Origin of the sequence: Acinetobacter piscicola, assembly GCF_002233755.1 — a bacterium.
Taxonomy (GTDB): domain Bacteria; phylum Pseudomonadota; class Gammaproteobacteria; order Pseudomonadales; family Moraxellaceae; genus Acinetobacter; species Acinetobacter piscicola.
This window is the reverse complement of sequence record NZ_NIFO01000001.1, coordinates 261093-279995: the sequence shown is the minus strand read 5'-3', so window position 1 is coordinate 279995 and position 18903 is coordinate 261093. Positions and strand designations below refer to the sequence as shown.

Here is an 18903-nt window from a genome sequence, read left to right as displayed (position 1 = left end):
TTTATAAAACAACCTATTGAACTGATGCCTATGCTTTGAGCAACGTTCCAAATTTGCAACAGATAATTCCGTGTAATACGCTTGGTTTATTCTTCTAGATCGCTCACAATACACACTCTTCAAACCATGTGAGAATTTCATGACTGATGCTTTGGCGTTAAGAGATTTATCGAAAACTTATCGAAATGGATTTCAGGCACTCAAAGGAATTAATTTAACTGTTCCTGAGGGTGAATTTTATGCACTTTTGGGGCCAAACGGTGCGGGTAAATCGACTACGATCAGTATTATCAGCTCTTTGACACATAAAACATCAGGTACAGTCGAAATTTTCGGCAATGATCTTGATACTCACCCTTCACATGCAAAACAGTGTTTAGGTGTTGTTCCTCAAGAATTCAATTTTGGTCAATTCGAAAAAACCTTTGATATTTTAGTGACTCAAGCAGGTTATTACGGTATTCCTAAAAAGACAGCCGAGCTTCGTGCTGAAGAATATTTAGAAAAATTGGGTTTATGGGAAAAGCGTAACACCCAAGGACGTATGCTTTCAGGTGGTATGAAACGCCGTTTAATGATTGCTCGTGCCATGATGCATGAACCAAAACTTTTGATTTTGGACGAACCGACCGCTGGTGTAGACATTGAATTGCGCCGCTCTATGTGGGACTTTTTGACTGAAATGAATGAAAAAGGCACTTCAATCATTTTAACCACGCATTATCTAGAAGAAGCAGAAATGTTGTGTCGTCAAATTGCCATCATTGACCGTGGTGTAATAAAAGAAGACACCTCAATGAAAGCATTTCTAAATCAATTGAATGAAGAATCTTTTATTTTTGATTTAGAGCATCCTATTGAACCGCTTCATGTAGACATCATCGGTGTAAAATTTAACTTGATTGATCCAATGACTTTAGAAGTGACGATGGATAAAGCACACTCTTTAAATGATCTATTTCAACTATTAGAAGCGCAAGGTATTCGTGTACGTAGCATGCGTAATAAATCGAATCGTCTTGAAGAGTTATTCGTAAAAATGGTCGAAAAAAATCTTGAAGGAGCGCAATAATGAACTTTAGCCAACTTCGAGTCGCACTTTACACCTTAGTTTATAAAGAAATACGTCGCTTTATGCGCATTTGGCCACAAACCTTATTACCGCCAGCAATCACCATGAGTCTGTACTTTGTGATTTTTGGAAATTTGGTTGGTTCTCGTATTGGACAAATGGGTGGATTTAGCTATATGCAATTCATCGTGCCTGGTCTGATTATGATGGCTGTCATTACCAATAGCTATGCCAACGTGTCATCGAGCTTCTTTAGTGCAAAATTTCAAAAAAGTATCGAAGAACTCATCATGAGCCCTGTTCCATTGCATATGGTTTTATGGGGCTACGTCATAGGTGGGGTCTGTCGTGGCGTTTTAGTCGGTGCAATTGTCACAGCGATGAGCCTATTCTTTACTGACTTAGCGATTCACAACGTTTTCGTCACTATATATACAGTCATTATTACATCACTGCTTTTTTCATTGGGTGGTTTTATCAATGCTGTCTATGCAAAATCATTTGATGATATTTCCATCATCCCAACTTTCGTTTTAACACCACTCACTTATTTAGGTGGTGTATTTTATTCTATTAGTGCTTTAAGCCCTTTTTGGCAAAATCTCTCTTTAATTAACCCGATTGTATATATGGTCAATGCATTCCGTTTCGGAATTTTAGGTCATAGCGATGTGAATGTTTCACTTTCATTGGTTGTCGTAACACTTTGCTGCGGCGTACTCTATGTCATTGCCTACTATTTACTTTCTCGTGGTTCAGGAATGCGTGAATAATGTCTGTTGAACTCTCTCTATTGGGTAAAGAAACCAATTACCCTACTACATACCAACCAGAAATTCTTTTTCCTATCTCACGTGCGCCTGCACGTGAACAATATGCCGATATTGAAGGCATCTATAAAGGAAAGGATTGGTGGCATGTTTTCGAAATTTCTTGGTTGAATCGCAAAGGAATTCCTCAAGTTGCGATAGGTCGAATCACCCTACCTGCAAGCTCAGCAAACCTGATTGAATCAAAATCTTTAAAACTCTACTTTAATAGTATGAACTTTACTGAATTTGAATCCCAAGAAGCTTTTATTGCAACGGTTGAAAAAGACTTGTCTCAAGCTGCTCAAGCTGAAGTGACACTCACTTTATTTCAAGCTGATGAGCTTGATATTGCAAAACCACAAGGTATTTGTATAGATGATCAACAACCTGAACGCTTGGTCAATCATCCAGATGCGTCGCTTTTAGCCTTAGATGAAAATGATTTGGCTGAAAACGTTGAAGTACAACTCTATTCGCATTTATTAAGAAGTAATTGCCCTGTCACAGGACAACCCGACTGGGGAACTGTTTTCATTCGTTATCAAGGCAAAAAACCTTGTTATCGCAGTGTTTTAGCTTATATTATCTCTTATCGTCAGCATAATGGTTTCCACGAGCAATGTGTGGAGCAAATTTTTGCCGATATTTGGCAAAATTTAAAACCTGAAAAACTGATGGTTTATGCAGCATATACACGTCGTGGAGGATTGGATATTAATCCATGTCGTGTATCGGATGAAACATGGATGCCAAGCCCAATTCGATTGGCTAGACAATAACATTGAGGTTGAAAACATGCCTTTTTTTGGTTTTGTACCATCTGAAGAACTTTTAAGGAATATTCAGACCGGTATCGAGAAAAAAAATTCTAACGAACCACTTTACCCATTGCGTGATCAAACAGCTTTATTAATTAATGATGAAATCATTGATGCGATACTCATTGAGCTCGTTCGTCGCTTTCCACCGAGTGATCGACGTGACACTGCTGAAAAACTTGCAGGTTATGTAAAATCGACTGTTGCTGTGTTACTTAAACAACTATTAAGTAAAGCAGACAATGAAGTCGTTCGTCAGTCGATCAATTTTTCTGAAAGTAGCTTATTTAAAGACCCTCAAGGCCAACCACGTGTTGGTGCAAATTTGAATGCAAATCTAGTCACCAATATGAAGCATAGCTTTGCTGAAATTCTAGAAAATGGTGATATCGACCGTGGCGTTTTGTCTGAACAATATAAACAATTCGCTGATGCATCGATTAACCATTTCATGCGTGAATTTAATAAAACACTTGATTTAGGCATGATTAAACGTAAAGCATCAGATATTGGTGCTGCGGCAGTGACTAAAGCTGTACATATGGCGGTTGATAAGTTGATTCCGAACTTGAATAAAGATGAAATCAAAGCGCTTGCTGAGTATCACAGTACATTATTTTTTAATTGATCGTTAAAAGTTAATTGAATTTTTTAATGAAAAAATACTCTTGAATTCAAGGGTATTTTTTTCGTTTTGAGAATAGTTTCAATCATAAAAATAAAAAATTATCTTTAAATTCAAATAAATAAAAATCCTATTATTTTTAATCAATCAATTTACAGCAATATAAAATCTTACATTCAAAATGTTCAGTTCTCTGCTTCTTAATTTAATTTTAATATTATGCTTTTTTAACCTATTTTTTAGGCACAAATTCACTGTTTATTAGAATACCCCAAAAACCTGCAAAAGTAGATGAGCATTACCTTCTATAGAGCTTATGTTAGCATTCGCGAATCATTTCATGCACTAAAATAGTCCAATGACTCCAAGTTCACAATATAAGTTTTTGCGTCAAGCACCTCGTGATGGTTTAGGTACAACACTGCTCCCTTCTCGGTGGCAAAAAATACACATTGATCCATGGTTGACGTTATTTTTAATCTTAAATGCTTTGCTTGGTTTAACCGTCTTATATAGTGCATCAGCTGAAAATACAGGACTCGTCGCGAAGCAAGCTATGAGCTTTAGCCTTGGTCTCTTGGTCATGTTTGGATTGGCACAGATTCCACCAAAGGTCTATCAAGCTTTTGCACCTTATTTCTATCTGTTTAGCGTTGTGTGCTTAGTGGCAGTTAAACTTTTTGGTGAAGTTCGTATGGGAGCGCAACGTTGGATTGATATCCCTGGTGCAGGCAGTGTGCAACCCAGTGAATTTATGAAAATTGCCATGCCGTTAATGATTGCTTGGTTTTTATCACGCAATCCTCTGCCACCAAGCTTGAAGAATGTTTTGCTGTCTTTAATCATGATCGGTTTTCCTTTTATTCTCATCGCAGAACAACCAGACCTTGGGACATCATTACTTATTTTAGCCAGTGGCATTTTTGTGCTGTTTCTCAGCGGTCTTTCATGGAAGATGATCTTAGGTGCGATTACTGCTGTAGCCGCAATTATTCCCATCGCATGGCAATTTCTACTGCATGACTATCAAAAACAGCGTGTACTAACTTTAATTAATCCTGCAGCAGATGCTTTAGGTACAGGTTGGAATATTATTCAGTCAGAAACAGCCATTGGCTCTGGTGGTTTTATGGGCAAAGGCTACTTAGCTGGTACACAATCGCATTTACACTTTCTTCCAGAAGGTCATACCGACTTTATTATTGCTGCGTATTCAGAAGAATTTGGTTTAATTGGTATTATCTTATTGATTGTGATCTATTTTGCAATTATCTTCAGAACATTCCAAATCAGTTTAAATTGCTTCCATAATTTTGGTCGTTTAGTTGCAGGTGCTTTTGGATTGTCGTTTTTTGTTTATGTATTTGTAAATGCAGGTATGGTCAGTGGTATTTTACCTATAGTTGGTGTGCCATTACCCTTTATGAGTTATGGAGGGACTGCAATTATTACTTTAATGGCCACTTTTGGTATTGTAATGTCAATTCATACACATCGTTAATTTCATCATAAATAATTAGGAAATATAACCTATGTTTAATTTTGGGCTTTTGCAAAAAGTAAGAAACCTATCTTTTTGTGCAGCTGCATTTTCTATTACCAGTTTTTGCCAAGCCAATGAGTTTGCAAGTCATCCCGACTATAACAATTTTAAAGCAAAAACCATGCAAACCTATGGTTTAAGTAGTGAGCAAGTCGATTGGGCAATGAATGGTTCCAGAAACCTTCCCAATATTATTAACATTATGAATCGACCTGGAGAGAGTAAACCTTGGTATGAATATAAAACCAATTTCCTCTCGGAAGGTACAATTCAACGTGGTGTCCGTTTTAAAAACCAGTATGCAGATACCCTAAATCGCGCTGAACAGCAATTTGGCGTCCCTCAAGCCATCATTCTAGGGATCTTAGGGGTAGAAACAGGCTACGGCTCAAATAAGGGCTCATTTATCACTCGTGATGCACTTGCGACACTTGGCTTCGGTTATCCACGACGTGCACAATATTTTCAAGATGAGCTAGGTGCTTTAATTGCTTGGTCATATAAAGATGATGTACCAACCAACTCAATTGTCGGCTCATATGCAGGTGCGGTTGGTTTTCCTCAATTCATGCCAAGTAATATTTCTAAATTTGGGGTGGACTATGATGGAAATGGGCATGTCGACCTTAGAAATTCCGCTGTAGATGCGATTGGTTCAATTGCTAACTATTTAGCACAGCATGGTTGGCAAAGAAATCAACCAATCGGCTTCCTAGCACGTTATACAGGCAATAATCCCGATGCAATTATTGCTAAAGATCTAACTCAACCTGTTCCTTATGGTTCAATTAAAAATTTAGGTATTGCACCGCTCAATCCTATTGTCAAAATTGATGACTTAGATTTAGTCAATGTCATTCAATTGCAAGATAATTATGGCCCAATTTACTACATCACTTATCCAAACTTTCAAGTGATCACGACCTATAATAAAAGCCGCATGTATGCTACGGCTTTATGGCTATTAGGCACTGAAATTGTAAGTCGATAAGACTTGCAATTTCATCAAATATATAAAAGTCAATAAATAAATTTGTTAATTTGATCGCATTTTCAACAAATTAAATAAATTGTTACACTTTTGATTACTTTTTAACCAATTCCTGTAAGAATTTGTCCTTTTTGTAACTATTTCACAAATAAAGCTAGACACATTTGACGTTGCTTGAATATTATCCTTTTCGTTAAATGCAGTTGCATAAGTGAATTTACAGACCTCTATGGGTTAATTTTCAGCGACTTAGAAAGTTAAATCAGAGGTTCCAAGGAGTTAAACGATGCATGCTTCACTAAAATATATGATAGCCCTGACCATGGGTTTAAGTATGACGCAAGCGAACTCAGAAATGGTTCAGTCATCATACTTAAACAATGATTCAGATAGTTCGAGCCTAGCTTCTCGTGTAGTAAGCAAGGATTCAACGAATTTTAATTCACATTTTTCAAATTTGAACAGTTTGTCAATTACTGAACGTTCTGGCGATAAAATTCGCCGTGAAACTATTGCAGCTAAGATTCAAGTTCCTGAAGATGAGCCTTCAGTAATTGATAAACTAAACGAAGTAGCTTCAAATACAGTTCGCAAATTTAGCCAAACAGGCGTTGCGTCTTGGTATGGTCGTCAATTCCACGGTCGTAAGACTGCAAGTGGTGAAACATTCGATATGAATGAATTGACAGCTGCTCACCGTAGCCTTCCATTGAACTGTTATATTCGTGTGACGAATAAAGACAATGGTAAGAGTGTGGTTGTGAAAGTAAACGATCGTGGTCCTTTCCATGGTAACCGTGTACTTGACCTTTCATACGGCGCTGCGAAGCGTTTAGGTATTACAAATTCAGGAACGGGACGCGTAAGCATTGAACGCGTGGACGGTCCAAACTCGTAAATTCACCGCATGCATTTAACGAAGCCACTTTGAAGTGGCTTTTTTAATGTCTAGCTAGATACATAGGTCTTAGGCAATATCTATCTGTATCCTAGTTAGAAATGTAATTTCAAGCATCATTGAAATAGATATCTATAAACGCCAATAGCTGAATGCTTAATTTATTCCTATACAAAAATAACCATCTCTGCTAAGTTAAATTTTCAATCTACTGATTTGACACTAAATATATTTTCCTGAATCGATTTTTATAATTTAAAACTTTTATAATTTTAATATGAGGGATAAAAATGTTGCTACGCCTTTCTCAGCTTATCCCAACAGCTTTCCCCATGCTATCGATCACGAGTTGCGTCTTAATTGCCAGTTGTACAACACTGCCCCAATATACCGTTCAATCACAGCAAACTTCTCAAAGAAATACTCAAATTTCACAACCTTCAAAAAATATCTTAATCCATGGTGGTTCAATATTAACCATGCAAGGCATGACACCACATTATGTTGAAGCATTGTTGGTTCAAGATGGACGTATTACATTTGCAGGTGATTTAAAACAAGCCAAACAACAAGAAGCTAAAAATAGCCAAGAGATTGATTTAAAGCATTACACCATGCTGCCTGGCTTTATAGATGCTCATAGTCATCTCAATAGTGTCGGGCTACAACAAACCGTTGCCAACTTATATCCTGAGCCTGATGGCAATGTCTCAGATATTCCGTCATTACTTACTGCATTATCACAATGGCAACAACAGAATCAGACATTCATTCAAGCCACTCAAGGCTGGATTATTGGAAATGGTTATGACGATGCCCAACTGAAAGAAAAACGCCACCCAACTGCGGATGATCTAGATAAAGTATCACTCACCCAACCGATTATTATTTTGCATCAATCAGGACATTTGGCCTCAGTCAATCATAAAGCACTTGAATTGCTCAACATTGATAAAAATACAACGAATCCAACAGGAGGGATTATTCGTCGTAAAGCGGGTTCTCAAGAGCCTGATGGCGTATTAGAAGAGGCTGCAGTATTTTCAGCTATGGCGACTGCATTTAGCAAAGTCCCGCCTGAAATTATGCAAAATATGGCGAAAACGGCTTTGAATACTTATATTAAGAACGGCTATACCACTGTACAAGAAGGCCGTGCAGATGCAGGTACAGCAGAATTATGGCGTAGTTTTGCTGAAATTGGTCAATTGAATATTGATGTGGTGGTATACCCAGATATCATCAACGAAAAAGCATATATGCTTAAATATGGTTCAAGTAGGCAATATCAAAAGCATTTTCGAATTGGTGGTGTCAAAATTAGCCTTGATGGCTCGCCACAAGGGAAAACAGCATGGCTCACAAAGCCATATTTAGTTCCGCCTGAGGGTCAAGATAAAAACTACCGTGGCTACCCTGCTTATCCTGAGCAATCGACGGTTCAAAATGCCATCAATCTCGCTTATCAACAACACTGGCAAATTCTTGCGCATGCCAATGGTGATGCGGCAATCGACCAATATTTAAATAGTATAGAGATAGCCAATCAAAAATTCGGTCAAGCGGATCGGCGTAATGTCATCATTCATGCGCAAACCATGCGAGAAGATCAACTCGATCGTGCGCAACATTTGGGTTTAATTCCCTCTTTTTTCTCTTTGCATACTTATTATTGGGGTAATTGGCATAAATATGAAACATTAGGTGTAGAACGTGCCAATCGTATCTCTCCAACAGGGTCTGCATTAAAAAGAAATATGATTTTTACAGAACATCATGATGCACCAGTTATTCCACCCAAAAACATGATGGTGATTGACGCAACAGTAAACCGTACCACGCGAACAGGTGAAGTTTTAGGTGAAGATCAAAAAGTCAGTCCTTATATTGCTTTGAAATCTGTGACTGACTGGGCGGCATATCAATATTTTGAGGAAAAAGATAAAGGAACATTGGAAAAAGGCAAACTCGCAGATTTTGTTATTTTAGAGCGTGATCCACTGAAAGTGCCATCACAGCAAATTAAGAATATTAAAATTTTAGCGACGTATAAAGAAGGTCAATTAATTTATCAAGCGGATAGTTTCAAGCCCGATATCTCTGTGAATTCAGATACGTCTAAAAAATAATTTATAAGTTAATGACAGTGGCAAGTAAAAACTCACCACTGTCATACTCAACAACACTACTTAAGACTTAGAATAAATTGACCGCTAATAACGCCAATAATGCAGGAACAGCTTGAATATAGATAATTTTCTTACTTGCAGTTAAGCCACCGTAAATTCCAGCAACCAATACACAGCCCAAAAAGAAATTGGCGAGTGCTAAGGCATAGGTTTCAGGGGCAAGTAAAGACCAAAATAAACCTGCTGCTAAAAAACCATTATATAAACCCTGATTTTGTGCCATCACTTTAGTTAATTGCGCTTTTTCAGGCGTATTTCCAAAGGCTTTTAAACCATAGGGTTTATCCCATAAAAACATTTCTAATATCAAAATGTAAACATGTAATATTGCAATCAACCCAACCAATATTTGCCCAATCATCTTTATTGTTCCTTTTCTATGTTTAAGTTTCTATATTCGGTATTTTATTTCAAGTCAGCCTCTCGGCTGACTGTTTTGCTCAATGAATAAAGTTATGGCTTTAACAGAACTTTCCCCTGTCTCGCCCCTTGCGTTGCTTTTGTCGCAGCTGTAGAAATATCTGAAAACTCAAAAATACCATCAATAGGTAAAATAAGTTTGTTCTGCGTTGCGAGTGTTAACAACTCAATGATTAATGCTTTTTTACGTTCAGCAGGCATTTGTTTATTCACAACACTTGCCCAGAAACCTTTCATGGTTGCTTGTTTAAAGATCAAATCACCTGAAGAGATTTGCATCAATTCTCCAGTCATACTACCAAAAGAAACCAGTAATGCATTTTCAGACAATAAGTTTAATAATTCTCCGCTGGCTTTCCCACCAATCGAATCTACACCCACTAACAATGGTTGGTCAGCATGAATGGTTTTAACTTGTTGTTGCCAATCAGGATTATCTGTTGCAACAACATGTTGAATGCCTAGCGCTTGCATTTCACTGATCGCTTCTTGACGACGAACCAAGTTAATCACGTGAATACCACGTGCTTGTGCAATCATCGCAACAGTTTTACCGACTGCACCATTGGCTGTATTTTGAACCATCCATTGTCCAGCTTGAATATCGACAAAATCAAGTAGCATTAAAGCACTGATTGGCATTCCAATGAGTTGTGCTGCTAATTCATCAGGAATCGCATCGTTCAAGGGAACAACGGCTTGTGCAGGGGCAATAAAGTATTCGGCCCAGCTGCCATGTACGCCAGCAACAGCAACACGTTGTCCAACTGCGATACCTGTCACCCCCTCACCTAATGCATCAATAATACCGACAGCTTCGCTACCACCAATTGCAGGTAACTCAGGCTTATAACCATAGCTACCACGTACTGTCCATACATCATGGTTATGCATTGGAGATAGAATTGTTTTAATACGCACTTGTCCTGCTTTAGGCTCAGGCTGTGGCATTTCCGCCAATTCCAATACATCAACAGGTTCGCCAAAACTACGGTGAATAATACTTTGCATAAGTTATTCCTTAATTGGATCTAATAGATTTTGTGTGGTTTCTAGAGCCAAATGAAGTGGTGCTTTATCTTGAGCCAGTTTTGCTAATAATGCTGCGCCTAACCAAAGCTGATACATCACTTGTGCCATTTTATTTGGATCAATATGTAGCGGAATTGAACCTTCTTGCTGCCCTTCGTGTAATAAACTCGCAACACGCTCAGTCAGTTTAGTCACACCAAAGTTTAATATTTTCCGCATATCTTCTGATAAATCAGAAACTTCTGCTGCCAACTTCACAATCAGACAATTTTCGGCCCAACCGCCATGAATTGGATCTTCTATCCATGCCTGCCAAAGTGCCATCAAACGTGCATAGGCACTGCCGTCAGTCTGCAACCAAATTTGCTCAATTTTCGCTTTATAGTCATGTATGTATTGCTCTAACAAAGCACAACCAAAAGCTTCTTTTGAGGCAAAATAATAGTAAAACGAACCTTTCGGAACGTCACAGGCTTTTAAAATCTCTTGTAAGCCAACGCCGACAAAACCCTTATGTAATACCAGTTCGAAACTTGTATCTAAGATGTGTTTCCGCGTTGCTTCACTTTTGTTTGATCGTTTCATGTTTTGACTATAATTTAATATTAGACCAGTCGTCTATAAAAATTATGTAACTTATCACTTTATTAAGTCATAATTAAGTTAACCTGAACTCGGGATAAAATAATTCCCAACTGTATGATACGCGGAAACGTCAGTCGCATTGTTCGAGGCATGAGGAATATATTCCGCAAGATCTGCAATATACTGTTTTTGCAATATATTAGGTACTTGACAGTATCTGTCGAGTTGGCGACTGACAAATGGTTTTGCCTACTTTTCCCAAAAGAAAAGTAGGTCGAACCTGAACAAAATTGAAATATATTTCAAGAGAAGTGCAAGACGAAGTGGGTTAATCCTTATATCTGACTTTAAACGGTAAGACCCCGCTGTGCATGATCTATCTTTTCAATAACTTACATCAGAGTTTATCCCGAACTGACGTTAAGTTATTAACTAAACGATAAAACCGCTGTATTATTGTTCAATGGTCACAAAGCAAAAATACTTTAAATATTGAAAAGTTATTGATATTTACAAATATTAATAGGTTCAAGTAGCTTAAAAAGATAATGTAATATTCAGCTAAATATCTAAAAACTGCCCAGTAAAAGATTGCTTGCATTAGGTCATCAAATCGTCATATGCCACCTATAGGGTTATGCATATTTTCTAAACTGCTCATTTAACAATGAAATATTCAAAATTGATCTATTCAACACTATTCCTCAGCACATGTATGTTTCTAAGCGCTTGTAATGAGCAAAATAATGAAGCAACAGTGACGCCACCAACAGATACAGCATCGATTCCCTTTCTTCAAACCAAGCAACCTTATCTACCACAACAGAAAATTGCAGATTACACCGCTGTCCCTACAGATTTTCAGCCTGTATTTACCCAACTTGTTGCTCGACATGGCTCTCGAGGGCTTTCAAGTATGAAATATGACTTAGCACTCTATCATTTATGGTTAAAAGCAAAACAAGACAATGCACTAACACCGCTTGGAGAAAAGTTAGGGCCAGATATTGAAGCAATGATTAAAGCCAATATTTTACTTGGTTACGGCGTAGAAGGTATTCGCCAGTTTGGTTATGGCAATGAAAGTGCAGTTGGCATCAAAGAACATCGTGGCATTGCAGATCGACTGTTACAGCGTTTACCTAAATTATTCAATCAAGCTGTGACAGATGGAAAAACCATCAAAGTCTCAAGCTCTGGTGTAGATCGTGCAGTAGACAGTGCTAAATTCTTTACCAATGAGTTGATTCAAAAACAACCTAATTTAACAGCGCAAATCACACCTGCAAGTTATACCAACTTAAAAAGTACCGTTAGTCCAAGTTTGGCTGATGGCGGTGTAAACCGTTTTCTTTTATATTTTCATAGCCTAAATGCTCAAGATGATTTAGCTTCTATCACTTCAGAACTAGATCAAAAAATATATGATGCGAGTTTAGCCTATCAAAATTATGAAGAACATAATCCAGATTTAGCGCAAAAATTGAATGAATTAAACACCAATAAAAATGCACAAAAAGTTGCACTGGATGTATTAACCCCATTATTTAAAACTGATTTTATTCAAAAAATTGGTCAATCGAATTATGTCTTTGCCAATAATGGTGGCTATAGCGTTATCGCACCGAATGGTGCAACCATCACTGAAACAGGTAAAGGAAAAAATAAAATCAGTAGCCCTGTAGATGCAGCTGCATATTTATATGAGTTGTATTCAATTTCTGGTGGTTTAAAAGAAGAGCTCGGACAGACTCGTTTTACTGCATATATGCCCACCAGTGCAGCTCAATTTTATGCAGAATATAATGATGCCAATGATTTCTACAGCAAGGGCCCTAGCTTTAATACAGCTCAGGGTTATACAACCAATATGGCACAAGGTTTAAAACAAGATTTATTTAAACAAGTTGATGCTGTACTGAATAAAAATCAAAATCATGTCGCTGTTTTAAGATTCGCCCATGCTGAAATTATAATTCCCTTAGCAACCAGTTTAGAATTAAAAGCAATGATGCAGCCGTTGCCATTAAATCAAACCTATACATATGCGAATAGCCCATGGCGTGGTGAAATAATTTCACCAATGGCAGCAAATTTACAGTGGGATGTTTATCAAAATAAGCAAGGACTGACATTGGTTAAAATGCTTTACAATGAAAAGGAGACCAGTTTTAAAACAGCGTGTGATTATGCGCGTTATAAACCGAACAGCATCTATTATGATTATTTAAAATTAAAGCAATGCTATAGCATTCAGTAATTTTACTTATAAATTTCCCTTTAAACACAGAATTAAACAAATTTATTGATTCATTACTGAATAAAAAAGTGACCTGTTTTGATCCAAATAGGTCACTTTTTTAATTAATTTATTTCAATAATTAAGATTAAAATATTAAAGTCAAAGCCTATGTTTTTAAATAAAAAATTAAAGAAAAATCAAAACTTCAACTTGATTATCATCCCCAAAATTTAATCGTAAGAGGATCATTCTAAATACTCTGCATTGAGAAGAACCTTTGATAAACGTCCTTCCCTGATTAAAAATAGCTTGTAAAAAGAGTTTATTTAAATATGATGACAGTGGGATATTTTTATATACTTAAGATACGAATTTTTATAATTTTGGATAATTTATGAAAAATAAAATCATTTTTATCATAGCTTTACCATTTATATTTTCAAAAACATACGCTACTGAAACGCATTTTGATTCAAATACACAGAATAACAATCCCGTAACAACTGACACCGAGTGGTATGCTTATGGGGTAGGATATACGACAAAAGATGTTAATTTATTCTCAAAAATTAAATATAGTCTTAAAGATAATAATCTTTATATCAAAACAGAATATGCAACAGATGGCAGTAACAATTTAGACCTAACTGAATACTTATATACAGTTTTGGCAAATGATGGTTTATATCAAGCTTCAACTACTGATGAATCAAACTTTGGGTATAAACTAACAACCTTCTCGAAAATCACCCCCATATCACAAAAATCCATAATGTGGACTTACACCCCATTCTCAAGCAAAGCAAATAAAGGATTAATACGCACTGATAAATATGAAGAGATTGACTTGTCTGAAAAATCAATCAGTGAATTTGTGCATCCGTTTAATCATTTTACTGGTTTAGATTCAACATTGACTGAAACTGTTGGAGCATATCCTGCCTATTATGTAAAAAAACTCCACGGTAAAACGTTTCCCGCTGGAGCAACATGCTTAAAATCCACAACTTCTTCAAATAATGTTGCATTTGCCAATATTGATATGAGCAACTCTTTAGCCGACTTCGATCTAAAAAAATCTTTCCCTTTTGGATACACACAGAAAACTTTGAATGATTATCCATTGTATTTATCAAAAGAAATTCAATCAAATATGCCTATAGAAGCTGTCGTTAAAATTGGTGCTCATTATTACTATGCCGAATATTATAACAGCGGTATATATAGTTCTTATACAAATAAAACAAAACAGTATGAGCAAGATTATAAACAAGCAATAACTTTATTTGGCAAAGACAGTATAAACGCGAAAATGCAAGGCATTTTGCTCAAAGCTTTAAAGTCTGAATGTAATCTATTTAATAAAGTCGCAAGTCAAGCGATTGATGCTGCAAAATAATCTATAAAATATATAAACACTTATATCAAGCTGTACAAGTGTTCCTCTTAAAAAATCTTAAGATAAATCTGACCTTATTTATACTTCCCAAAAATCTTCCATACGCCATTATCCGCTAAAGGATCACTATAACTATCATTGCGTTGCTTACGTGGCTTCTCTCTTGCATCGACAATTTCAAAATCTTTTTCTGTACTTAACACGATACCATTCACATAAAAACGGGTACGTGTATATTCACTTTGACCCTGTTGAAATACATAGGTTCTTAAATCGATAAATTCTCGATGTGCTACCAATGCCGCAGTATCATCACTATTCAGCCAATGCGTCATTTTAGCGACTTGTTCGGCATCAAATTGTCCACATTTTTCTAATAATGAGGCAATGCCTCGAAAAGTTTTAGATTCTTTCGCTCTGGTTTTATTGATTCGTACACGGTCTACATGAAAGAAAAACAGCGGAAAATTTAAATGACTCGGTAATTGCACGGCATCTAAAACCTCATCTTGCATAAAAGGTTGATACAAATCTTGCGCTCTTTCAATCAAACCAACCCAATGTGTATAATATTCATCCACTTGTTGTTTTGACCCATAATAAATCGGTAATCCTTCAACATTGGACAAATCTATAGGTGGCCAAATATTTTGTCTTAATAATGCAATATCATTTTTTAAACTTTGTACCGCAATTGCATCTTGCATTTTATCTTCCTGAATCATTTCAATTATGCTTAGGCTATTTTGAGTATGCTATAGTTGCAAAAGCTAAACAAGATTACAAAAAGGAAATCTAATGTCTGAAAACAATGAAATATACGAAGATAATGAACAATCTGAATCGGATGAGCAATTTTTTGAACGTGCGGATGAATTTATTAATTTAGCCAATCAACTAATCGATTCGACACATCAAGTTTCGCATCTCACAACGGAACCTGGAAAAGTAAGTGCTTCTTTTATGTATGCCAATGCTCGTTTTAGTGCATGGCATGCAGCTTGTTCTTATCATCAAGCGGATGATTTTAAAAAAGATCGCCAAGCTATTTTGGATTATTACCTAGAACAATTTAAGTCGATGCTTGAAAGTAACTTAGATGAATATCAAGAACATTTTGAAGAGTATTTTCCAAAATCTGACCCTGAAGAAGTAAAACGTTTCGTTTAAGTGTGGGATTGCCTATAATACTTGAGGAAAATTAATGTGTAGTTGTGGAAAAAATCATGTCTCAAAAAATCGATGCTGCTGATGTCACCGAAGAAGAAGCTTTGAATGCTGTCTTTTTTGAGCGTGCTGATGAATTTATTAAACAAGCCAATCAATTTTGTCGCCCTGCAAAAGGACAACAGCCAAAACCAGAAGAACTTCGTGGTCAAGTGAGTGCAGCAATGTTATTTGCAACTGCGCGATTTAACACTTGGGTTGCCGCGAATAACTTTAAAGATGGCAATGAAATGCGTGAAGCAAAAGAACAAGTCATGTCTTATGTACTACAACAATTCCAAATGATGCTTGAAGACAATTTTGATGAATATTGTGAGCAGTTTGATAATTATCTTCGTTTTAGAAAAAATGAAGAGTTTCATACACATAAACATGATGGCAAAGATGATCATCAACACTAATTTAGTTCAATAACGCAATATAACAAAAAGCCCGATTGGGCTTTTTTTATAATTAATTTAAAATTCGTAAATATTTAAATTAAGATATTGATGGCAAATAACTTTACTAATCATAACATTCATACTTTATCAATTTGATGTATTGTATTTCTAATAATAAAGAACAACTTGGACGTTATATGCAACATATAGATTTTCCAATCATTGATCCACACATTCATCAATGGGATCCTTATCACACACCACATGCGGCCGCACTTGCCGTTAAACTACTGGGAAATCGCCCTTTTCTCTTGGATAAAATGGTGCGACTCATTAAACCTAAAGATCTGATTGACACTGTGGGCTTGACCACACATATTACTCAACCATATTTACCTCAAGATTATAAAAACGATATTGGTCAATATCAGGTTGAACAAATTGTCCATATCGAAGCAAGCTGGGCAAACCATAAAGGCAAAGGTGTGGTTGGTGAAACAGAGTTTATAGAATCGCTACCTTTTAATGATGATACTGTTCAGCTAGGTGGGATTGTTGCCACTGCTGATCCTTGCGATAGTAGCTTTAAGAAAATCATTAGAATGCATCAAAAAGCATCTAAGCGTCTGCGTGGTATCCGTCGTATGGCTACATTCCATGAAGATAAAGGTGTACACAATTGGACAGATGATCCAAGTTTATATACCAATAAAAAATTTCTAAAAGGTTTTGAACAAATTGCGCAACATAATCTCAGCTTTGATGCATGGGTCTATTCGACACAAATTCCTGATGTGATTGAATTAGCCAAAAAATTTCCTGAAACATCGATTGTTTTGGATCATTTGGGCACACCTGCTGGGTTATTTGGGAAAGTAGGACAAAATACTGGCTTAACCCAAACTGCACGGGAAAATATTTTCTATCAATGGCAAGACTATATCGCCGAACTTGGCACTCTACCTAATGTCTATACTAAAATGTCTGGGTTATTCATGCCTGTTTTAGGACATCAATTTTATAAGAAAAAGCAACTGGCTTCTAAGCAGCAAATTATTGATCTTGTTGCCCCTTTAATTACGCATGCTTTTGATAGTTTTGGAACGTACCGTGTCATGTTCGCTTCAAACTTTCCAATGGATCGAGTCAATACCAGCTTGGTAAATATCATTGATGCATTTAGTGACATCGTGCTGCAATATGATGAAAATGCACTAGAAAAAGTATTTCATCACAATGCAAAACAGTTTTATCGGTTGTAGTTTTATCTGAGGATATAAGTCATAAAAAAGCTCACAACGAATCGTGAGCTTTATGCATAGTGAGTATGCTGAAAACTACTTAATTTCAGCAAAAACTTCTTTAGCCATTTCAATGGTAAATTGAATATCTTCATCACTATGCGCAGCAGAAATGAAGCCAGCTTCAAATGCAGATGGTGCAAGATATACACCACGATTTAACATACCATGGAAAAATTTACGGAATGCTTCGATATCACATTTAAGAATATGATCAAAACTGGTAATTTCTGTTTGGTCTGTAAAGTAAAGTCCAAACAGACCACCTGCTTGTTGAGTAAATAGTGGAATTCCCACTTCATCGGCAGCAGCTTGTAAGCCTTTTAACAATTGATCTAATTTTGCCGACAAATCTGTATAAAAATTAGGTTGACGCAAGCTTTCAAACATCTTAATTCCAGCACGCATTGCCAAAGGATTACCCGATAAAGTACCTGCTTGGTATACTCCACCTAAAGGTGCAATACATTCCATAATTTCACGTTTACCACCAAATGCACCTACTGGTAGCCCTGCCCCAATGATTTTGCCGAGTGTGGTTAAATCAGGTTTGACATTGTAATACGCTTGCGCACCGCCCAATGCAACACGGAAACCCGTCATTACTTCGTCAATAATAAATACAGACTTGTATTGATCACATTGCTCACGAATCGTTTCTAAGAAGCCTGGCACAGGTTTAACCAAATTCATATTACCCGCAACAGGTTCGATAATTACACCAGCGATCTCATTTCCAAATTTAGCAAAACATGCTTTTACAGCTTCAATATCGTTATAAGGTAATGTCACGGTATGTTTCGCAAAATCAGCAGGCACACCTTTCGAAGTTGGCTCTCCCATAGTTAACATGCCAGAGCCAGCTTTTACTAATAACGAATCAGAATGTCCATGATAACAACCTTCAAATTTTACAATCATGTCACGACCCGTGTAGCCACGTGCGAGACGAATTGCAGTCATAGTTGCTTCAGTACCTGAATTGGTCATTCGTACCATTTCAATCGAAGGCATAATTTCACAGATAATATCTGCCAAAGTCGTTTCATGTACCGTCGGTGCACCAAAGCTTAAACCATCGACAGCAGCTTCTTGTACAGCTTTGATTACTTCAGGATGCGCATGACCTAAAATCATCGGCCCCCAAGAACCTACATAGTCGACATAGCGTTTACCATCGACATCATATAAATAAGCACCTTTGGCTTTTTCAATAAAAACTGGCGTACCACCCACACCATTAAACGCACGTACAGGTGAATTCACACCACCTGGAATATGCTTACTGGCTTGTTTAAACAATTGTTCTTGCTTTGGAGATAGGCTCATAAATCTACTCAATCCTGTAAAATACTAAAATTTCAAT

The 18903-nt window shown here is 36.7% G+C and carries 18 protein-coding genes; 13 read left to right on the top strand and 5 right to left on the bottom strand.

Annotation, left to right across the window (positions count from 1 at the left end; translation table 11 throughout):
- Positions 1 to 139 precede the first annotated feature (139 nt).
- The 8 genes from CDA10_RS06210 (at position 140) to CDA10_RS06175 (ending at position 8888) form a co-directional block, all read left to right on the top strand.
- Positions 140 to 1072 (top strand): ABC transporter ATP-binding protein, encoded by a 933-nt coding sequence (locus CDA10_RS06210; RefSeq protein ID WP_089604747.1) that lies wholly within the window; start codon positions 140 to 142, stop codon positions 1070 to 1072.
- Positions 1072 to 1845: an ABC transporter permease gene (locus CDA10_RS06205; protein WP_089604745.1), complete on the top strand. Its 774-nt coding sequence runs from the start codon at positions 1072 to 1074 to the stop codon at positions 1843 to 1845. The genes CDA10_RS06210 and CDA10_RS06205 overlap by 1 nt, the downstream gene beginning before the upstream one ends.
- Complete coding sequence (gene queF / locus CDA10_RS06200) at positions 1845 to 2663, top strand: NADPH-dependent 7-cyano-7-deazaguanine reductase QueF (RefSeq protein ID WP_089604743.1); 819 nt, start codon at positions 1845 to 1847, stop codon at positions 2661 to 2663. The genes CDA10_RS06205 and queF overlap by 1 nt, the downstream gene beginning before the upstream one ends.
- Positions 2664 to 2679: 16 nt before the next feature.
- Positions 2680 to 3330: a hypothetical protein gene (locus CDA10_RS06195; protein ID WP_089604741.1), complete on the top strand. Its 651-nt coding sequence runs from the start codon at positions 2680 to 2682 to the stop codon at positions 3328 to 3330.
- 355 nt (positions 3331 to 3685) lie between these two features.
- Positions 3686 to 4828, top strand: a complete 1143-nt coding sequence (gene rodA, locus CDA10_RS06190; RefSeq protein WP_089604739.1) for a rod shape-determining protein RodA — start codon at positions 3686 to 3688, stop codon at positions 4826 to 4828.
- A 31-nt stretch (positions 4829 to 4859) separates the two neighbouring features.
- Positions 4860 to 5861 (top strand): lytic murein transglycosylase B, encoded by a 1002-nt coding sequence (gene mltB / locus CDA10_RS06185; protein ID WP_089604737.1) that lies wholly within the window; start codon positions 4860 to 4862, stop codon positions 5859 to 5861.
- A gap of 286 nt (positions 5862 to 6147) precedes the next feature.
- A complete protein-coding gene (locus CDA10_RS06180) occupies positions 6148 to 6759 on the top strand; it encodes a septal ring lytic transglycosylase RlpA family protein (RefSeq protein ID WP_089604735.1) in 612 nt (203 codons plus the stop codon).
- A 332-nt stretch (positions 6760 to 7091) separates the two neighbouring features.
- On the top strand, positions 7092 to 8888 hold the full coding sequence (locus CDA10_RS06175; RefSeq protein ID WP_089605170.1) for an amidohydrolase: 1797 nt from the start codon (positions 7092 to 7094) through the stop codon (positions 8886 to 8888).
- A 67-nt stretch (positions 8889 to 8955) separates the two neighbouring features.
- Here CDA10_RS06175 and CDA10_RS06170 read toward each other — a convergent pair whose 3' ends face one another.
- The 3 genes from CDA10_RS06170 to CDA10_RS06160 all read right to left on the bottom strand — a co-directional run bounded on the left by CDA10_RS06170 (position 8956) and on the right by CDA10_RS06160 (position 10985).
- Positions 8956 to 9309: a DUF1304 domain-containing protein gene (locus CDA10_RS06170; RefSeq protein WP_089604733.1), complete on the bottom strand. Its 354-nt coding sequence runs from the start codon at positions 9307 to 9309 to the stop codon at positions 8956 to 8958.
- A gap of 92 nt (positions 9310 to 9401) precedes the next feature.
- Positions 9402 to 10379, bottom strand: coding sequence for a zinc-binding dehydrogenase (locus CDA10_RS06165; protein ID WP_089604731.1), 978 nt, complete (start codon positions 10377 to 10379; stop codon positions 9402 to 9404).
- 3 nt (positions 10380 to 10382) lie between these two features.
- On the bottom strand, positions 10383 to 10985 hold the full coding sequence (locus tag CDA10_RS06160; RefSeq protein WP_089604729.1) for a TetR/AcrR family transcriptional regulator: 603 nt from the start codon (positions 10983 to 10985) through the stop codon (positions 10383 to 10385).
- A 667-nt stretch (positions 10986 to 11652) separates the two neighbouring features.
- Between CDA10_RS06160 and CDA10_RS06155 the strand changes: the two genes are divergently transcribed.
- The gene (locus tag CDA10_RS06155; RefSeq protein ID WP_089604726.1) at positions 11653 to 13245 is read left to right on the top strand and encodes a histidine-type phosphatase; all 1593 of its coding nucleotides are present in this window, start codon (positions 11653 to 11655) and stop codon (positions 13243 to 13245) included.
- 376 nt (positions 13246 to 13621) lie between these two features.
- Positions 13622 to 14626 carry a hypothetical protein gene (locus CDA10_RS06150; protein WP_089604723.1) on the top strand — a complete coding sequence of 335 codons (1005 nt, stop codon included), beginning with the start codon at positions 13622 to 13624 and terminating at the stop codon, positions 14624 to 14626.
- A 74-nt stretch (positions 14627 to 14700) separates the two neighbouring features.
- Here CDA10_RS06150 and CDA10_RS06145 read toward each other — a convergent pair whose 3' ends face one another.
- Positions 14701 to 15333 (bottom strand): hypothetical protein, encoded by a 633-nt coding sequence (locus CDA10_RS06145; RefSeq protein WP_089604721.1) that lies wholly within the window; start codon positions 15331 to 15333, stop codon positions 14701 to 14703.
- 91 nt (positions 15334 to 15424) lie between these two features.
- Here CDA10_RS06145 and CDA10_RS06140 point away from each other — a divergent pair, with 91 nt between their 5' ends.
- The 3 genes from CDA10_RS06140 (at position 15425) to CDA10_RS06130 (ending at position 17498) form a co-directional block, all read left to right on the top strand.
- Positions 15425 to 15796, top strand: a complete 372-nt coding sequence (locus CDA10_RS06140) for a DUF3144 domain-containing protein (RefSeq protein WP_089604719.1) — start codon at positions 15425 to 15427, stop codon at positions 15794 to 15796.
- A gap of 56 nt (positions 15797 to 15852) precedes the next feature.
- The gene (locus CDA10_RS06135) at positions 15853 to 16254 is read left to right on the top strand and encodes a DUF3144 domain-containing protein (protein WP_089604718.1); all 402 of its coding nucleotides are present in this window, start codon (positions 15853 to 15855) and stop codon (positions 16252 to 16254) included.
- A gap of 179 nt (positions 16255 to 16433) precedes the next feature.
- Complete coding sequence (locus tag CDA10_RS06130) at positions 16434 to 17498, top strand: amidohydrolase family protein (RefSeq protein ID WP_089605169.1); 1065 nt, start codon at positions 16434 to 16436, stop codon at positions 17496 to 17498.
- 75 nt (positions 17499 to 17573) lie between these two features.
- Here CDA10_RS06130 and hemL read toward each other — a convergent pair whose 3' ends face one another.
- Positions 17574 to 18866 (bottom strand): glutamate-1-semialdehyde 2,1-aminomutase, encoded by a 1293-nt coding sequence (gene hemL, locus CDA10_RS06125; RefSeq protein WP_089604716.1) that lies wholly within the window; start codon positions 18864 to 18866, stop codon positions 17574 to 17576.
- Positions 18867 to 18903: the final 37 nt, after the last annotated feature.